The 16,904-nt window shown below is 60.3% G+C and carries 15 protein-coding genes; 7 read left to right on the top strand and 8 right to left on the bottom strand.

Annotated features, from left to right (window positions below):
• Positions 1-60 precede the first annotated feature (60 nt).
• The 6 genes from AC2444_RS24165 to AC2444_RS24190 all read left to right on the top strand — a co-directional run bounded on the left by AC2444_RS24165 (position 61) and on the right by AC2444_RS24190 (position 4,501).
• Positions 61-837 carry a DeoR/GlpR family DNA-binding transcription regulator gene (locus AC2444_RS24165; protein WP_128449362.1) on the top strand — a complete coding sequence of 259 codons (777 nt, stop codon included), beginning with the start codon at positions 61-63 and terminating at the stop codon, positions 835-837.
• Positions 834-1,604: a triose-phosphate isomerase gene (locus tag AC2444_RS24170; protein ID WP_128449361.1), complete on the top strand. Its 771-nt coding sequence runs from the start codon at positions 834-836 to the stop codon at positions 1,602-1,604. The genes AC2444_RS24165 and AC2444_RS24170 overlap by 4 nt, the downstream gene beginning before the upstream one ends.
• Before the next feature lie 11 nt (positions 1,605-1,615).
• Positions 1,616-2,071 carry a D-erythrulose-4-phosphate isomerase gene (gene derI / locus AC2444_RS24175; protein ID WP_017996196.1) on the top strand — a complete coding sequence of 152 codons (456 nt, stop codon included), beginning with the start codon at positions 1,616-1,618 and terminating at the stop codon, positions 2,069-2,071.
• A gap of 352 nt (positions 2,072-2,423) precedes the next feature.
• Complete coding sequence (gene ligD, locus AC2444_RS24180; protein WP_128406723.1) at positions 2,424-3,464, top strand: non-homologous end-joining DNA ligase; 1,041 nt, start codon at positions 2,424-2,426, stop codon at positions 3,462-3,464.
• Positions 3,465-3,831: 367 nt separating this feature from the next.
• Complete coding sequence (locus tag AC2444_RS24185; protein ID WP_113545621.1) at positions 3,832-4,065, top strand: BrnA antitoxin family protein; 234 nt, start codon at positions 3,832-3,834, stop codon at positions 4,063-4,065.
• 40 nt (positions 4,066-4,105) lie between these two features.
• On the top strand, positions 4,106-4,501 hold the full coding sequence (locus AC2444_RS24190) for a hypothetical protein (protein WP_012755637.1): 396 nt from the start codon (positions 4,106-4,108) through the stop codon (positions 4,499-4,501).
• A 91-nt stretch (positions 4,502-4,592) separates the two neighbouring features.
• Here the strand turns inward: AC2444_RS24190 and AC2444_RS24195 are convergent, their stop codons facing one another.
• From AC2444_RS24195 to ligD (AC2444_RS24225), 7 genes are all read right to left on the bottom strand, one after another.
• Positions 4,593-5,492: a carbohydrate ABC transporter permease gene (locus tag AC2444_RS24195; RefSeq protein WP_012755638.1), complete on the bottom strand. Its 900-nt coding sequence runs from the start codon at positions 5,490-5,492 to the stop codon at positions 4,593-4,595.
• A gap of 12 nt (positions 5,493-5,504) precedes the next feature.
• The gene (locus AC2444_RS24200) at positions 5,505-6,437 is read right to left on the bottom strand and encodes a carbohydrate ABC transporter permease (protein WP_012755639.1); all 933 of its coding nucleotides are present in this window, start codon (positions 6,435-6,437) and stop codon (positions 5,505-5,507) included.
• Between the two features lie 84 nt (positions 6,438-6,521).
• The gene (locus tag AC2444_RS24205) at positions 6,522-7,826 is read right to left on the bottom strand and encodes an ABC transporter substrate-binding protein (RefSeq protein WP_128438831.1); all 1,305 of its coding nucleotides are present in this window, start codon (positions 7,824-7,826) and stop codon (positions 6,522-6,524) included.
• Positions 7,827-7,976: 150 nt separating this feature from the next.
• Entirely contained in the window at positions 7,977-9,044 is a 1,068-nt protein-coding gene (locus AC2444_RS24210) for an ABC transporter ATP-binding protein (protein WP_012755640.1), read from the bottom strand.
• A 155-nt stretch (positions 9,045-9,199) separates the two neighbouring features.
• Positions 9,200-10,186: a D-erythronate dehydrogenase gene (denD, locus tag AC2444_RS24215; RefSeq protein ID WP_128449360.1), complete on the bottom strand. Its 987-nt coding sequence runs from the start codon at positions 10,184-10,186 to the stop codon at positions 9,200-9,202.
• Between the two features lie 21 nt (positions 10,187-10,207).
• Complete coding sequence (locus AC2444_RS24220) at positions 10,208-10,933, bottom strand: FadR/GntR family transcriptional regulator (RefSeq protein WP_003562459.1); 726 nt, start codon at positions 10,931-10,933, stop codon at positions 10,208-10,210.
• 206 nt (positions 10,934-11,139) lie between these two features.
• A complete protein-coding gene (ligD, locus tag AC2444_RS24225) occupies positions 11,140-13,785 on the bottom strand; it encodes a DNA ligase D (protein WP_128449359.1) in 2,646 nt (881 codons plus the stop codon).
• A gap of 177 nt (positions 13,786-13,962) precedes the next feature.
• On the opposite strand from ligD (AC2444_RS24225), the gene AC2444_RS24230 reads away from it, so the two are divergent.
• Positions 13,963-15,729 (top strand): SLC13 family permease, encoded by a 1,767-nt coding sequence (locus tag AC2444_RS24230; protein ID WP_128449358.1) that lies wholly within the window; start codon positions 13,963-13,965, stop codon positions 15,727-15,729.
• 61 nt (positions 15,730-15,790) lie between these two features.
• Here AC2444_RS24230 and AC2444_RS24235 read toward each other — a convergent pair whose 3' ends face one another.
• Positions 15,791-16,852, bottom strand: coding sequence for an Ldh family oxidoreductase (locus AC2444_RS24235; RefSeq protein ID WP_012755644.1), 1,062 nt, complete (start codon positions 16,850-16,852; stop codon positions 15,791-15,793).
• Positions 16,853-16,904 lie beyond the last annotated feature (52 nt).

The following is a 16,904-nucleotide window of genomic DNA, read 5'->3' on the forward strand; positions in this document are numbered from 1 at the left end:
TAAATGTTGATTATCACGCATACTCCGTTATCTTAACATCAAACGAGGGTGGAGACCGGGATGAGGCGGGAAGAGCGGCAGCAGTTGATCGTCAACCTGCTCGTCGAAAACAAGATCGTCGATCTCGACGACCTTGCCGATCGCTTCACCGTGTCAAAGATGACGATCCATCGCGATCTCGACGATCTCGAGCAGGCCGGCGTCCTGCGCAAGGTTCGCGGCGGCGCGACCATTGACGCCGGAACGCAGTTCGAAAGCGACTTCCGCATTCGCGAACGCCAGGGCAACGAAGCCAAGCTGGCTATGGCTCAGACCGCGCTGGAACTGGTCGAACCGGGGATGACGGTGATGGTAAATGACGGCTCGATGGCGGCCGTGCTCGGCGAAATGCTGCTGCAGAAGCGGCCGCTGACCTTGATCACCAACAACGCGGCGATCATGGAGCGGTTGAAAGGCGAAGCCGGCATCGCGCTGATCGCGCTTGGCGGTATCTATTCGGCGAAATTCAACGCCTATCTCGGCGTCGTCACCGAGGAGGCACTGTCGCGGCTGAGGGCCGACATCGCCTTCATTTCAACGCCCGCCGTCAGCGGCGGGCGCGCCTATCACATGGACGATAACGTCGTGCGCGCCAAACGGGCGATGATCGCGTCGTCGACCAGGACCTGCCTTCTGGTCAACCATCAGCGCATCGGCCACACCGCCCTGCATGTCATGGCGGACCTGGCCGACTTCGACGCGATTATCACCGACAGCGCACCAGATGCTGCTGTCCTGGAAGAATTCGAGCAGGCGGGCATTACGCTCACCATCGCATCAACGCAGGATCCGACATGACCGAAAAGCCGCGCTTCTGGATTGGCACCAGCTGGAAGATGAACAAGACGCTTGCTGAAGCCGAACACTTCGCCCGCGGTCTCGAAGCTGCCGACGCCGCACGCGACCCGCGTATCCAGCGCTTCGTCATTCCGTCTTTCACCGCCGTGCGCGAGGTCAAGGCGATGCTTGCCAAAACCTCGGTGAAGGTCGGCGCCCAGAACATGCATTGGGCCGACCAGGGTGCCTGGACCGGCGAAGTCTCGCCGGTAATGCTGAAGGACTGCAATCTCGATCTCGTCGAGCTCGGTCATTCGGAACGGCGCGAACATTTTGGTGAGACCGACGAGACTGTGGGTCTGAAGACTGAAGCGGCCGTTCGCCACGGTCTCGTTCCGCTGATCTGCATTGGCGAGACGCTTTCCGACCGCGAAAGCGGAAAGGCTGCCGAAATCCTCGCGATCCAGGTGCGCGGCGCGCTTTCGAAACTTTCGGGCGCCCAGAAAAGCGCCGAAATCCTGCTCGCCTACGAGCCGGTCTGGGCGATCGGCGAGAAAGGCATTCCGGCGACTGCGGATTATGCCGATGCCCGCCAGTCTGAAATCATCGCCGTTGCCGAAACGGTGCTGGGCCGGAAGATCCCCTGCCTTTATGGTGGGTCGGTCAACCCGCAGAACTGCGAAGAACTGATTTCGAGCCCGCATATCGACGGGCTCTTCATCGGCCGTTCGGCCTGGAATGTCGAAGGTTACCTCGACATCCTGGCCAAATGCGCCGCCAAACTCTGAGGAGAAAGACAATGAAACTTGCCATTGCAGGAGACAGCGCCGGCGAAGGCCTCGCCAAGATTCTGGCTGACCATCTGAAAGAGCGCTTCGACGTCTACGAAGTCTCGCGCACGAGCGCCGGTGCCGATCCTTTCTACGCCAACCTCTCGGACCGCGTTGCCTCGGGCGTCATCGACGGCACCTACGACAAGGCGATCCTCGTTTGCGGCACCGGCATCGGCGTCTGCATCTCGGCCAACAAGGTTCCGGGCATCCGCGCCGCCCTGACGCACGACACCTATTCTGCCGAGCGTGCCGCGCTTTCCAACAATGCGCAGATCATCACCATGGGAGCCCGCGTCATCGGAACGGAGCTTGCAAAGTCGATCGCTGACGCGTTTCTTGCCCAGACCTTCGACGAGAACGGCCGCTCTGCCGGTAACGTCAAGGCCATGGATGATCTCGACGCGAAATACAGCGCCCGCTGAAGAATGACGATGCCGGGCAGGGGTGTGTTCGATGTCACTGAGGCCGCACCCGAGGACTGCTCGACCCGATCCAGATCCGGCAGCGAATTCGGGACGCGGAATACGGGAGGCATCTCCGCGTTAAGTCGTTGAATTGAGATTCGTTTCGACTCGGAACAATCCGCCGTGTGATTCGGTTGAGTCGCGTTGTTGCCATCGAAGCGAAGAAGAAGCAGATGAAAAAGCCGAGCAGGACAAAGTCCAAGGCTGGGGAAAAGCAAGGGCCGGCACCGGGCAATGTCATCAGAATCATGAGTGCTCGGCGCAAGCCGGTCGAAGTGGAAAACCGCTCGGGGAGGCGTCAGACTTAATCATGAAGCGCACGCGCCGCCCACTGCCCTTGCTCGACGAGTCTCACTCAACGCTGCATTCTCGTCCGATCCGCAAACGCGATCCTGACCAGCCCAGCCTGCCCTTCGATCCAATGCCATCGCGCGTCGAGCCCTGCCTCGCGCTGCTGAAGCCGACTGTGCCCATTGGGCCGGATTGGCTCTATGAGGTGAAGCTGGATGGCTATCGATTGGCAATCCACGTTGAGCCGAAGGGCGTGCGGGTCATCACCCGTGGCGGCCATGACTGGACCCATCGCTTCCCCACCATCGCCGCGGCAGCGAAAGAGCTTGGCGTAACGACCGCCATTCTCGACGGCGAGGCCGTTGTACTCGATGATAACGGCCGATCGGATTTTGGTGCCCTGCAGCGTTCGCTCGGCGGGCGGGGAGGCAAGCGAGTATCGACCGAGTCGATCCTCGTCGCCTTTGACCTTCTCTATCTCGATGGACACGATCTGACCGGCACCGAGCTTGACGTACGCCGACACCTGCTCGAAGACCTGATACCGGGCGGCGACGATCAGACGATCCGCCTCTCCGAGCAGATAGAGCTGCCGGCCGAAGAACTCCTCGAGCACGCCTGCCATCATCATCTGGAAGGTATCATCGCCAAGCATCGCGACCGGCCCTACGGCAGTGGCCGTACGGGCGACTGGCTGAAGATCAAATGCGTCCAGAGCGAGAGCTTCATGATCGTCGGTTATGAGCAGTCCGCATCCGCCCGCGGCGGCATCGGCAGGCTACTGCTGGCCGGCAGACGAGGGCTCGACTGGATTTACGTTGGCTCCGTCGGAACTGGTTTCGGTGCCAGGGATGCTGAATACCTGAAAAAGACGCTGGACCGGTTAAAGACCAACCGGCCGGTCGTTCCGCTGAATGGCAAGCGCCTCGTCCTCGTCCAGCCGACGCTGATCGCTGAGATCGAGTTTCGCGGCTGGACGGATGACGGCAATCTCCGCCATGCTTCGTACAAGGGGCTGCGCGAGGTCCAGGATAATGCCGCAGTCTTCGATATGACCTAACCGCTCACACTTTTCGGCTTCATGCTCTAGATTTGAGCGCTTGCAGCAGGTCAAAACGTCGATCAGAGGCTCTTCAGAAAAAGCCCAAAAATGTGCCGTCCATTGGAATATATCGACGCTCACGTAAACACCGAGCGGACGAAGGCATCTCCTGCGCTCATGAGTTGCTGTATCGCAAAAAGGCTGATTGATGGTCAGATTCTCGGCAGGTCTGGCATCCAGAACCTGCCGGAAAGGCTCTAGCAGACCGGCGGTCGAGCAGGTCGGCTAAATCGTCCTGATAAAACAAGCTAAATAGTCGACGAAGCAGCCGAGATCCCGTATGCCGCTCATATGTCGATCCGACAGGCAATAGAAAGTCACAACGATGGCAAACACGCCCCGCAGACCTGTCAATCCAATGGATGCTGCCGAAGCGTTGTTCAAACCCGCGAAGAAGAAGCCCGAACAAGCTGTTGAGCGGCCAGCGCTGCCGAATATCAAGGAGCTCGTTTCGCTCAAGATCGACAGTGATGTGCTTGCCCTTTTCCAGGAAGATGGCCCCGGTTGGCAGGATCGGATCAACGATACATTGCGCGCCGCGATGAAGAACAGGCTCTGACCCTGTTGCGCCATCTTGTCCGCCACGGGTGGTCGCTGTGATGCCGAATGCGCTGCACCGGCTTCTCCGCAGTGGCGTTGTCCATGTTCTCTTCGCCTTTTTGGCAATGGGCAGCTGGGCGGTTTTCGCCAATCTCGCGCACGCCATGCCATTGCCGCTCTATGCCGGCCTTGTGCAGGGGACGATATCCGCCTGCCTGACGCTGTTCCTGAAATCTGTGATCGACTGGCTTTCGAAGCGCTTCGTCGGATCTGCGCGATTTTGGGCGCCGCCTCTCATTGCTTGTCTCGGCTCCGCCAGCATTCTCGTGGCAATCCATGCGGCGACCGGTACACCGGAAATACTCAAGACCATCGCACTTCCGCTGCTCGTATCGACGAGCTACGCGGCGATTTACAACTATTCGATCTCGCCAAGACGAGGTTTCGATACATAACGGGCAGGCAACTGATCCCATTGGCGGACACGCCTCCTGCGATAACAAGCAGTCGCATGCTGGAGGAAGCAAGGCGTGTCCGCGGTACATGTCACTCCTTCACTGCCCCGGTCATCGATGAGACGTAGTAGTCCACGAAGAACGAGTAGAGGATGACCACCGGGAGCGAGCCGAACAATGCGCCCGCCATCAGTGCCCCCCATTCGAAGACGTCGCCGCGCACCAGTTCGGTCAGCACGCCGACCGGGATGGTTTTGTTTTCCGACGACTGGATGAAGGTTAGCGCATAGATGAATTCGTTCCAGGACAGCGTGAAGGCGAAGATGCCAGCCGAAATCAGTCCGGGTACGGCGAGCGGCAGGATGATCTTGGTGAGAATCTGCCATCTGTTGGCGCCGTCCACCAGCGCGCTTTCCTCCAGCTCGAATGGGATCGAGCGGAAATAGCCCATCAGCAGCCAGGTGCAGAAGGGAATGAGGAAGGTCGGATAGGTGAAGATCAGCGCCAGCCGCGAGTCATAGATCCCGAGCTTGAAGACGATGAAGGCAAGCGGGATGAAGAGGATCGACGGCGGCACGAGATAGGCGAGGAAGATGACGAGGCCAACCGAACGGGAGCCTGTAAAGCGGACGCGCTCGATCGCATAGGCGCCGAAGACTGAGGCCACCAGCGAGAGGAAGGTGGAGCAGACCGCGACCAGCATCGTGTTCCACAGCCAGCCCGGATAGGATGTCTCAAAGAACAGGTATTTGACGTGATCGAGCGTCGCGCCTACCACCCAGAAGGGGCTGTAGTTGCTGTAGTCGGTCAGCTGGTCGTTCGGCTTCACCGCGGTGATCGCCATCCAGTAGAACGGGAAGAGCAGCACGACGACGAAGACGGCCATCGGCAGGTAGAGCATCACGATCCGCCGCGGCAGGCGGTTCAGATAGCTCATGCCTTCGGCATTGTCGGTCACGACCTGATCGGCGGCGTTTGAATTTATCGACATCGTCACTCTCCCCTAATCCTGGCCGCCCTGTTGCCATTTGCGCCGTTGCAAGCCGAAGAAGCTAAACATGATGGCGCCGAGCAGGAAGGGCACCATGGCGACTGCGATGGCCGCACCTTCTCCGAGCTGACCGCCCGGAATGCCGCGCTGGAACGATAGCGTCGCCATCAGATGCGTCGCGTTGACCGGTCCCCCCTTGGTCAGCACGTAGATGAGCTGGAAATCCGTAAAGGTGAAGAGAACCGAGAAGGTCATCACAACGGCAATGATCGGCGTCAACATCGGCAGCGTCACATAGCGGAACCGTTGCCAGCTCGTGGCGCCGTCGAGAGAGGCGGCCTCCTGCAGCGACGCCGGAATCGTCTGCAGCCCCGCAAGCAGCGAGATCGCCACGAAGGGAATGCCGCGCCAGACATTGGCGACGATGACGGATATGCGCGCATTGATGGGGTCGCCGAGAAAATTGATCGGTCCGTTGATCAACCCCAGCTGCATCAGCGACCAGGAGATGATCGAAAACTGGGAATCGTAGATCCACCAGAAGGCCAGCGCCGAAAGCACCGTCGGCACGACCCAGGGAAGCAGCACGATCGCCCGGAAGAAGGACTTGAACGGTAGGTGCTGATTGAGCAGCATCGCCAGCCAGAGGCCGAGCGCGAATTTCAGCACCGAGGCAACGGAGGTATAGAGAATGGTGTTGAAGACCGACAGCCAGAAGACGCTGTCGTCCATCAGGAACTGGTAGTTCTCCAGGCCGATGAAGACGCCGTCGCGGCCGATCCTCGTATCGGTGAAGCCGAGCCAGACACCGAGCCCCAGCGGATAGGTCAGAAAGCAGACGAGGAACACTGCCGCTGGCAGCATGAACAGGAAGCCGAGAACATTGTTGTTCTGCAGGAGCGAGGAGATCGGCCCGCGTCTATCCTCCGGATTCACCATCGACATTGCTTATCTCCCAGATTGCACTTGAACTCTCAGAGGACGTTGCGGCATGCCGCAGCCGGCATGCCGCTTGCTTTGAAGCGCGGCTCAGACGCGGTAGTAGCGGTTGGCCCGCCGTTCAGCTTCCTTCATCGCATCCTCGGGCGACATCTGGCCGGTGACGGCGGCGGCATACATGTCGACCAGAACGTAATCGGCCATGGTCGCTGCCGAGGCATAACCGAGTGGGCCGGCATAGCCGTTCGGACGCAGCTTTTCCGAGGCACGTGCATAAGGCGCGTGGATCGGATCGGATGTCCAGATCGGGTTCTTGGCGAAAGCCTTGAGCGGCTGGCAGCAATAGGCGCTTGAGCCCTGGATCCAGGCATTCATCTGGTCGGCTTCCATCATGAACTTGATGTAGGCCTTCGCCGCTTCCGGATATTTCGTATGCTTGAAGAGAAGCAGCGAGCTCGTCTGGAAAAGCTCGACGCTCTGGCCAACCGGGCCGATCGGGAAATTCGTCGTGCGGATGTCCTTGGCGATCTCGGCGAGCTTCGGGTCGTTCTTGGCCGTGTAATAGACCGAGACGCCGTTGGCGATCAGCGACACCTGGCCGGCGAGGAAGGCGCGGTTGTTGTTGACGTCCTGCCAGCTTTCCGTGCCCGGAATGAAGGTCGCATAGAGTTCCTTGGCATAGTTGATCGACGCCAGCGTTTCCGGGCTGTTGATCGTCACCTTGCCGCCTTCGTCGACCATCTTGCCGCCATGGCTCCAAAGCAGCCAGTGGGCGTAGTTGTTGCCGTCGCCGACGGCCTTGCCGTGCGGGAAGCCGGCCGGCGTGCCCTTGGCTTTCATCGCCTTGCAAAGCTCGAGGAAGCCTGCCGTGTCCTTCGGGAACTCGCTGAAGCCAGCTGCTTTCACGTGAGTGTCGCGATAGACCACCGCATTGCCGATTGCCGCCAGCGGCATGGCGATGAAGGTATCGCCGCGCGCGGCATAGCCCTTCACACCGTCGTACCAGCCGCCATATTTGTTGCCGAGATAGTTGGCGAGTTCGGTCAGGTCGACCAGCTTGTCGGGATACTGGTGAGCGTCGTCGAACCAGCACATGATGAGGTCCGGGCCGGAGCCGACATTGGCCGCGACGGCAGCCTTCGGGCGTATATCTTCCCAGCTTTCCTTGTCGATGCGCACCTCAACGCCGGTCGCTTCGGTGAACTTCTTGGTGTTTGCAATCCAGGCCTCCTCGTCGCCCTTGACGAAGGGTGTCCAGCGCAGCAGCCGCAGGCTGGCGCCGCTTTCCGGCGTGTAGGTCGGTTCAGCCTGCGCGAAGGTCGGCCGGATGCCGAGGCCGGCGGCGCCGGCGACGGCAGCCGAGGCGGCAAGAAAGTCACGTCTTCTGATCCTCATGAGATTCCTCCTCATTAAAAAGCGGGTGCGAACTCCCCGTCGTTCACTTCCCGCTTGGTGAACGACGGTCCTTGCATCCCTGACAGGGGATGCGTGCCTGTCTGCGGGTGACGAGAGGGCTCCTCCGCCCCGCGCCGCCGCCGGCCGGCCTCAGTCTGTCAATCTCCGCCCGGTTTCGGTGTCGAAGAGATGAACATGCGCGGCGTCGATAGAAACGCGCAGGGTTTCGCCCGGCCGCGCGCTGACGCGTTCGCGGAAGACGCAGCTGAGGTCGCTGCCGCCGAGCCTGAGGATAAGATGCGTCTCGTAGCCGGTCGGCTCGATCACCACGATTTCGCCGGGCAACCCGTTGGCATCGAGTAAAATGTATTCCGGGCGCAGCCCGTAGACGAGGTCGCGGCCGATGGCGTCGGCTGGCGGATTGGCGACCGGGAGCGCAGTGCCGTCGGATGCCCTGAAACTTGTCGGGTTTTCGGGTTCGAGCCTGCCCTTGATCATGTTCATCGCCGGCGAGCCGATAAACCCGCCAACGAAGAGATTGGCCGGCTTGTCGTAGAGCTCGAGCGGTGTGCCGATCTGCTCGACGACGCCGTCATGCATGACGACGATCTTGTCGGCCATGGTCATGGCCTCGATCTGGTCGTGGGTGACATAGACCGTCGTCGTTTTCAGCCGCTGGTGCAGTTCCTTGATTTCGGCGCGCATGGCGACGCGCAGCTTCGCATCGAGGTTGGATAGCGGTTCGTCGAACAGAAAGACTTCCGGATCGCGGACGATCGCCCGCCCCATGGCGACACGCTGGCGCTGACCGCCGGAAAGCTGGCGCGGATAACGGTCGAGCAATTTGTCGAGACCGAGGATGCCGGCGGCATATTTCACCCGCTTCTCGGCTTCCGCCTTCGGTGCCTTGTTCAGCATCAGCGAGAAACCCATGTTCTCCTGTACCGTCATATGCGGATAGAGCGCATAGTTCTGGAACACCATGGCGATGTCACGGTCCTTGGGCGGCAGCGTGTTGACCACGCGCCCGCCGATCTTGATCTCGCCGCCGGAAATATTCTCAAGTCCCGCCAGCATCCGCAGAAGAGTGGATTTTCCACAACCCGACGGGCCGACCAGGATCACGAACTCCCCGTCGGCAATGTCGATATCCACGCCTTTGATGACCGGAAATGTCCCGAATGATTTCCGCACATCCGCGAATTGAACGCCTGCCATACCCACTCCTCCCAGAAATCGAGCGCTACATGCTATGTATTCGTATTTTCGTATCTCTTGCCGGCGGCCTTATGTTCTCAAGTCCTTCTGCCAGGGCAATCCCGCATATGCGGGTGTGCCCTGGCGGCACTCTCCTCCTATGGGGCGGCTCAACCTCATTTGGACGCACCCGGAGCGTCTTCGGCGAGGTAGACCTCGATCAGCTCGTCCACCGTGGTTTCGGCGACGAAACCCAGTTGCGTCGCCCGTTCGGGCGTAAAGGACTTCGGCCATCCGGCGACGATCCCTTCAATGACCTCGTCGCGGCGACGATCGATCAACTCCGCCGCCTCGGGACCGGCAGCACGGCGTAAGGCGGCAATCTGGTCGGCAACGGTGGCGGCGACGCCCGGCATGGTGAGCGTGCGCCGGACACCCAGCGCCGCGGTGTCGAGCGTCGCCGCATGGATCAGGAACTTGATGGCGGAACGCGGGCTTGCCAGCCAGTGCTTGACCGTTTCCTCGACCGGAAGAACAGCCCGCTGGCCTGCAAGCGGTTCACGCAGGATTCCGGAAAAGAAGCCCGATGCGGCGGCATTCGGCGCACCCGGCCGGATCACGATGGTCGGCAACCGGATTCCGACGCCGTCGATAAAGCCGCGCCGCGAATAGTCAGCAAGCAGAAGCTCGGAAATCGCCTTCTGGACTCCGTAGCTGGTCAGAGGTGCGAGCACGTAATCATCGGGAATGGGATCGGGAAACGGCGAGCCATAGACCGCGATCGACGAGGAGAATACGAACCGGGGAACATAGGCTTGGCGGCTTCCTTCCCGGCGGATCGCTTCCAACAGCAATCGCGTGCCGTCGAGATTGACCTTGTAGCCGAGGTCGAAATTGCGCTCGGCTTCGCCGGAAACGATCGCGGCGAGATGGAAGATCACGTCGGCCCGGCGAGCCGCCAGGGCTTCCGCTGCGCCGCTTTCGGAAATATCGGCAGCCAGCGCTTCCACCGGCGCAACGACACCGGCGGGTATCGGCGGAGGCGCGATATCCACGAGCGTCATGCGCGTGATTGTATCGCCGCCGAGTGACCCGCTGCGCCCCACCGTGGCTGCGAGCTTCCGGCCGATCATTCCTCCCGCCCCGATAATGAGAATATGCATCGTGTTTCGCCTCCTTGCGAACTACGAGAAGAGTAACTTGGTCGTCGTATAAATACGGGTTTCGTGGATTGCGAAGGCCGTGCATGCGGCATCCGGGTCCCGCGTCTCCAAACCAGCGAGGATCAACCGGTGATCGGCGATGCTCGTGGTGATCGTTCCGGGCTGCGATACGACGCGCCTTCGGTGGCTCAGAAGATAGGAATAGAGGTCGGCGGCCATATCAGCCAGCACCGCGTTGCCGCTGGAACGGTAGATAACGGTGTGAAATTCCCGGTCACATATCAAAAAACGCACAGGATCGTCACAGGCGGCCTCCTGCGCTGTGATCGACTTGCGGAGATAATCAAAAGTTGAAGGCTCCATCTTGAGCGCGGCAGCCCTGACGACCTGCGCTTCGATAAGAAGCCGGGCCTCATGAACATTGTCGAGACTGTAGGCCGCGATGTCGCGATAGCGCGCAGCCTGGACGGCCAATTCGCCGACGTCCTCCGATGCCACTACCGTGCGCGTTCCGTGCACAACCGAGAGAATCCCATGGGTGGAAAGGATAAGGATCGCCCCACGGACGGTCTCGCGGCTGACCGAGAGTGCGGAGGCGAGTTCACGTTCGCTTGGCAACGGATCGCCTACCTTGAGAATGCCGGTGGCAATGAAGGTCGCAATCTTCTGGACAACGAAGTCTTTCATCGACTTCTTCGGCGCTCCACCGAGCGCCGCAACGTCTTCGAGCATCGCTCGAACGTCCATTGCTTTTCCCCTCCCCGCTCAGGTCTACTGGTCCGGTAAGTGGACCAGTAGACCTGAGCGAAAGAGGATTGTCAACGCATGATGGCTGCGATTTACCCACCGATATTTGGAGCAGTTTTGTGAATGGCAATATCAGCGCGCCGAGAAAATTCACGCCGAGAAAGCCGGCTGATCACAGTGCCGGACGGTCCATAGTCCGATAGCGCTCAAGCCACTTTGGAGACTTTGCCGAGCCGCTTGATCGCCTGTTCCAGCGGACGCTTGCCATCGCCGTAATCCTCCCAGGCAGAGGACTTCGACAGCAGCGTCGGGACGGTGCGAATGGTGAAGCGCTTCGGGTCAAGATCAGATTTGACCTGGGTCCAGGTCAGCGGCATCGAGACGGTGGCACCCGGCCGGGCGCGCGGCGACAAAGGTGCAACCGCCGTCGCCATCCGATCGTTGCGCAGATAGTCCAGGAAGATCCGGCCATCCCTCAGGCTCTTCGTCATCTTGATCAGATAGAGTTCGGGATTGTCGCGTGCCATCTGCTGGCAGACGTCGTGGGCAAATCCCTTCGCTTCGGCCCACGAAAGCGGCTTGCGTTTGTTGATCGCAAGCGGAGTGACGACGTGCAGACCCTTGCCCCCAGTGGTCTTGCAAAAGCTGATCATTCCCAGCGCGTCGAGACGGTCCCGCATTTCGCGGGCCGCCGAAACGACCGCGGAGAAGGGCACATCCGGACCTGGATCAAGGTCGAAGACGAGCCGGCCGGGCACCTCAGGCTGACGCGGTTCGCAATTCCAGGGATGCAGCTCGACGGCGCCGATCTGCGCGACGGCAGCAAGGCCTTCGATACGGTCGATCTGCAGGTATGGTTTTTTGTCGCCGAAAACCTTGACCAATTCGACAAGATTCGAGGTGCCGGGCATCGCATGACGCTGAAAAAACTGCTCGCCGCCGATCCCGTCGGGTGTACGGATGATCGAACACGGACGTCCCTTGATGTGCTCGATCAGCCACGAACCGACGGCTTCGTAGTAGCAGGCCAGGTCCTCCTTGGTAACGGTTTTGCCGTCATTGGCATCCGGCCACAGCGGCTTGTCCGGGTTGGAGATCAGCACCCCCATGACCTCGGCCTTGGCGCCTTTTTTGCGGACGGGTCTGGTTTTCGCCTCCACCGTCGGCTGTGGCACGTCAGTTTGCGCGGGCTTTGCCGGCCGTTCGGCCTTGACCTCTTTGGCCGGCTTGTCTTCCCGCAGTCCCTTGAAGGCCGCCTGCCGGACAATGCCGTCTGCGGTCCAGCCTGCGAATTCGATTTCCGCCACTAGCTCGGGTTTTAGCCAGATGACCTCGGCCTCCTTCTTCGGCGCGCCGATGCCGGTGAACGGCGATTTCGCCGTCTCGAGCGCTTTCAACTTCGGAAGCAGCGTTTCCACTTTCTTCGCACCATATCCCGTGCCGACGCGGCCGACATAGACGAAGTGGTCGCCGTGGTAGACGCCGACCAGCAGGGATCGGAATTTCCCGTTGGTCTGGGCATAGGCGCCGATCACCACCTCGTGGCCGGAGCGGCATTTCGACTTCGCCCAGCTTTCGGTGCGGCCGGATTGATAGGGTGCATCCGCCTCTTTCGAGACGATGCCTTCCAGTGAAAGCTTGCAGGCAGACTGGAGAACTGCATCACCGCCGGTGTCGAAATGCTCGACGAAACGGACGCGCGGATCATCGCCGGCGTCGGACAGAAGGCTTTGAAGCCGCGCCTTGCGCTCGACGAGCGGCAGCGATCGCACATCCTCGCCACCTTCATAGAGAAGATCGAAGGCGAAATAGACGAGCTCGCCGGTCTTGCCTTCCGAAAGGGCCGCCTGCAGAGCCGCGAAATCAGGAGCGCCATGATCGTCGAGGGCGCAGATCTCGCCGTCGATGATCGCATCGGGCAGTGTCGATGCCGCCTCGGCGATCTCCGGATATTTTGCCGTCCAGTCGAGCCCTTTCCTGGTCTTCAGCGTCGCCTCGCCATCCAGCACTCGCATCTGGATCCGGTAACCGTCGAATTTGATCTCGTGAAGCCAGCCAGTGCCTGCCGGAGGGCGTTCCAGTGTCCGGCAGAGCTGCGGCGCAATGAAATCCGGCAGATCGACCTTTGTGGCCGGTTTCGATTTCCGACCGCCTCCGGTGTCGTCTTTTCGCTCTTCGGCAGCCAGTCCGTGATTGCTGTCCCAAACGGCATCAGCCTGAACGTCGCCACCCTCGATCATGAAAGGCCTGGGCTTTCGTCCCTTGCCGCCGGCAATCATCTCCATGGTTCGGCCGGAGGCGACAGAGGTGTCGTTCTCCTCGAGGACCGCTTCGCCTTTGTTTTCGACGGAGAACTCATCATGGTGTTTGATGAGCAGCCAATTTGTCCGGTTGCCGCCGTTGCGATCATTGCGCATGCGCACCAGCACGAAGCTGCCGTGCAGGCGTTTGCCTTCCAAGGTGAACTTGAAGTCACCCTTGGCGAGGGCCTGCTCGGGGCTCTTCTTTCCTTCCGGTTCCCAATAGCCCCGGTCCCAGAGCATGACCGTCCCACCGCCATACTGGCCCTTCGGAATGGTGCCTTCGAAGTCGCCATAGTCGAGCGGATGATCCTCGACCTCAACTGCCAGCCGCTTGTCGTGCGGGTCGAGAGACGGGCCTTTGGTGACCGCCCAGGATTTGAAGACGCCATCCAGCTCGAGCCGCAGGTCGTAGTGCAGCCGGGTGGCATCATGTTTCTGGATGACGAAGCGACGGCGATTGCTGCGCGCGAGGCGTTTTTCACCGCTCGGCTCATCCGTTTTTTTAAAGTCGCGCTTCGACCGATAGGTCGATAGTTTGTCACTGGCCATGGTCGTTCCCGAAAGCAACCCCGACAGCGAAATGCCGCCTGGCGGCTGGAAGTTCCATCAGGGTGCTCCTCCAGCCGTCAGCGGATGAAACGGCTGGGATAGGCGAGAAAAAATTTCTCGGCCTCGCCGCATCGTTCTCTTGCTTGAAACGTTAATTGCTACCACCGGGATGCAAACATGCGCGCTGATCAATGGCTATCTCTTCTCATCATCGCGCTGATGATGGGCGCGTTCCTGTGGGGTCGTTATCGATACGATATAGTCGCCGTGAGCTCTCTTCTCGCTGCAATCATTGTCGGCATCGTTCCCGCCAAGAATGCTTTTTCCGGCTTTTCCGATGACATTGTCATCATCGTTGGCAGCGCGCTCATCGTCAGTGCGGCGATATCCAGATCGGGGATCATGGATGTCGCCTTGCGCAGATTTTCTCCCGAACGACGCGGGCCACGGATGCAGCTGATCATTCTGGTTGCCATTGTCGCAGCCCTGTCGGCTTTCATCAAAAACATTGGTGCGCTGGCGATCATGATCCCGGTCGCTGTGCAGATGGCCCGGAAATCACGCGTATCACCGTCGATGTTCCTGATGCCGATGTCTTTCGCCTCTCTGCTCGGAGGGCTTATGACGCAGATCGGCACGTCGCCGAACATCATCGTTTCCCGGGTGCGCGAGGAGATCACCGGGCAGCCGTTCATGATGTTTGACTATACGCCTGTCGGCCTGGCGCTCTCGGTCGCCGGCGTTGTCTTTCTGGCGCTGTTCTACAAGCTGCTGCCTGAAAGATCACGGGTCGAAACGTCGATGGATGAGGCGGTGGCGATCAAAAACTACACGACCGAGGCCAAGGTCACCACGCCATCAGGGGCGATCGGGCGGTCCGTCAGCTGGCTGCAGAAGCCGGCGGGCGGCGATGCGATGGTGACTGCGATTATCGGTGGCAACGGCCAAAGACGAACGCCCCTTCCCGACACGGTGCTTAAGGATGGCGACCTTCTTATTATCGAGGGGGAGCAGAGCGCCCTCGACAAGATCGTCAGTGAAGCCAAGCTTCAACTGTCCGACCGTAAACACGAGCCTGAGACGCGCCAAGACATCAGTTCAGTCGAAGCTATCGTTGGCGAACATTCCCGATTGATCGGCGTCAGCGCAAAAGACGTTTCTCTCTTTCACAATACCGGCCTCAACCTTCTTGCCGTCAGCCGCCGCGACAGGCGCTTCACCGAGCGCCTGGGTGAGATCAAGATCCGCAATGGCGACGTCGTGGTCTTGCAGGGCGACTTGCAGAAACTACCGGATCTTCTACGCGAATGGGGATGTTTGCCGCTGGTCGAACGAGATATGAAGCTCGGCAACGCCCGCAACGGCATGATCCCCGTCATTATCCTGATGGCAACGATGGGAGCAACAGCCTTCGGGGGCATTCCCGTAGCGACAGCGTTTTTCGCCGCCGCTTTTCTGATGGTGGTCACCGGATGCGTTCCTTTGCGGGAAGTTTATCAGCATCTCGATGCGCCCATTCTGATCATGCTGGCCGCTCTCATTCCGATCAGCGACTCGCTCAGGACCACAGGAACCACCGACATCATCGCGGACCTCCTCTCGCGAACCGCCGAAATGCTCCCGCCCTTCGGTGCTTTGGCTCTGATCCTGGTTGCGGCCATGGCCGTAACCCCGTTTTTGAACAACGCAGCGACGGTTCTGGTCATGGCCCCGATCGCCGCGACCTTTGCCGAGAAGCTGGGCTTCAGGCCCGATGCCTTTCTGATGGCGGTGGCAATTGGAGCCGGCAGCGACTTCCTCACGCCCATCGGACACCAGTGCAACACGCTGGTGATGGGACCGGGCGGATATCGTTTTGGTGACTACGCCCGACTGGGTCTGCCGCTGTCGCTCATTGTGGTGCTCGTCAGCGTGCCGATCCTGTTATTGGTCTGGCCGATCTGATTGCACCTGACACCGGATGTTGCGGTGACCGATAAGAAATTTCGAAGCAGAGTTGTGTTCCTCACGCGGTGACGTCGGGAATAGGCAAGCCTAGGATCTCGGCATGTTTGCAAAGCTTTTGCCAAGCTGCATCGCCGACCGGCACGCCCTCTTCTAACGCCGAGCGGCGCTTTTGCGCTGCGCTGTCGCCCGGCATGCGAACGGGGCCATTGTTCCAGGGCGCCGGAGGATTGCTGCGGCAGGCAGAGGCGAGAAAGTCAGACTGCGCTGTAAAGGCATCGAGCCCGGCAAAAAAGGCCGGATCGATGACCTGAAGGAAGGCGCTTTGCGAAAAGACACCGGATGGCGTGTTCGCCCGTCCCTTGCCGGAAAGCCCCTGCCCCAGCAACTCGACGATCAGTCCGAGCCCAAAACCCTTGTGCCCCTTCAACTGGCCGCCGAGAGGCATCATCGTCCCGCCCCGTTCCGTCACCTCGCGCGGATCATCGGTCGGCTCGCCTGCGACAGTGAAAGCCCAGGCCTCAGGAAATTTCTTGCCGGCCTTCGCCAGGTTTTGCGTCATGGTCGTGGTGGTGATCGAGGCCGAGACGTCGATCAGGATCGGATCCGCAGATGTCGGGAAGCCGGCCGCCATAGGGTTGGGCGTCAGAAGCGGCTTCGTGCCGCCATAGGGCGCAACGCGGCTCGCCGCGGGATGCGACACCGACAGCTGTACGATGAGGCCCCGTTCGGTTACCTGCCGCATGAAGGCTGAAAGCGCGCAGGTATGGTGGCAGTTGCGGATCGCGGCGGTGACGACGCCATGATCGCCGACCCGTTCGCAGGCCTGCTCGATCGCCTTCGTCAGCAGCCATGCGCCCGGCAGGGATTTGCCGTCCCAAACAAAGGCTGCGCCGCGGTCATTGACGATCTCATAGCTGCCGGACTTTGCCAGCGAGCCGTCTTCCAACGCCTCGACATACCAGCTCAAAAGACTGACGCCATGGGTTTCGTGGCCGATCATGTCGCCTTCCACCAGGACGGCGGCAGTCGTTTCGGCCTTGTCGGCCTCCATGCCGGCGCGGGTCAATATCTGCTTTGCGAATTGAGTCAGGGCAATGCGGTCAATCAGCGGCATCGGCATTTCTCCCTCACGTCATGGAAAGCACGGGCCGCTGTTTGCGGCGGCCCGTGGT

The organism is Rhizobium sp. WSM1328 (assembly GCF_057653715.1).

What these genes read in the sequence shown, in the direction of transcription:
- AC2444_RS24165 (WP_128449362.1), top strand. Translation starts at nt 61, where the DNA reads ATGAGGCGGGAAGAGCGGCAGCAGTTGATCGTCAACCTGCTCGTCGAA.
- AC2444_RS24170 (WP_128449361.1), top strand. Translation starts at nt 834, where the DNA reads ATGACCGAAAAGCCGCGCTTCTGGATTGGCACCAGCTGGAAGATGAAC.
- derI (WP_017996196.1), top strand. Translation starts at nt 1,616, where the DNA reads ATGAAACTTGCCATTGCAGGAGACAGCGCCGGCGAAGGCCTCGCCAAG.
- ligD (WP_128406723.1), top strand. Translation starts at nt 2,424, where the DNA reads ATGAAGCGCACGCGCCGCCCACTGCCCTTGCTCGACGAGTCTCACTCA.
- AC2444_RS24185 (WP_113545621.1), top strand. Translation starts at nt 3,832, where the DNA reads ATGGCAAACACGCCCCGCAGACCTGTCAATCCAATGGATGCTGCCGAA.
- AC2444_RS24190 (WP_012755637.1), top strand. Translation starts at nt 4,106, where the DNA reads ATGCCGAATGCGCTGCACCGGCTTCTCCGCAGTGGCGTTGTCCATGTT.
- AC2444_RS24195 (WP_012755638.1), bottom strand. Translation starts at nt 5,492, where the DNA reads ATGTCGATAAATTCAAACGCCGCCGATCAGGTCGTGACCGACAATGCC.
- AC2444_RS24200 (WP_012755639.1), bottom strand. Translation starts at nt 6,437, where the DNA reads ATGTCGATGGTGAATCCGGAGGATAGACGCGGGCCGATCTCCTCGCTC.
- AC2444_RS24205 (WP_128438831.1), bottom strand. Translation starts at nt 7,826, where the DNA reads ATGAGGATCAGAAGACGTGACTTTCTTGCCGCCTCGGCTGCCGTCGCC.
- AC2444_RS24210 (WP_012755640.1), bottom strand. Translation starts at nt 9,044, where the DNA reads ATGGCAGGCGTTCAATTCGCGGATGTGCGGAAATCATTCGGGACATTT.
- denD (WP_128449360.1), bottom strand. Translation starts at nt 10,186, where the DNA reads ATGCATATTCTCATTATCGGGGCGGGAGGAATGATCGGCCGGAAGCTC.
- AC2444_RS24220 (WP_003562459.1), bottom strand. Translation starts at nt 10,933, where the DNA reads ATGGACGTTCGAGCGATGCTCGAAGACGTTGCGGCGCTCGGTGGAGCG.
- ligD (WP_128449359.1), bottom strand. Translation starts at nt 13,785, where the DNA reads ATGGCCAGTGACAAACTATCGACCTATCGGTCGAAGCGCGACTTTAAA.
- AC2444_RS24230 (WP_128449358.1), top strand. Translation starts at nt 13,963, where the DNA reads ATGCGCGCTGATCAATGGCTATCTCTTCTCATCATCGCGCTGATGATG.
- AC2444_RS24235 (WP_012755644.1), bottom strand. Translation starts at nt 16,852, where the DNA reads ATGCCGATGCCGCTGATTGACCGCATTGCCCTGACTCAATTCGCAAAG.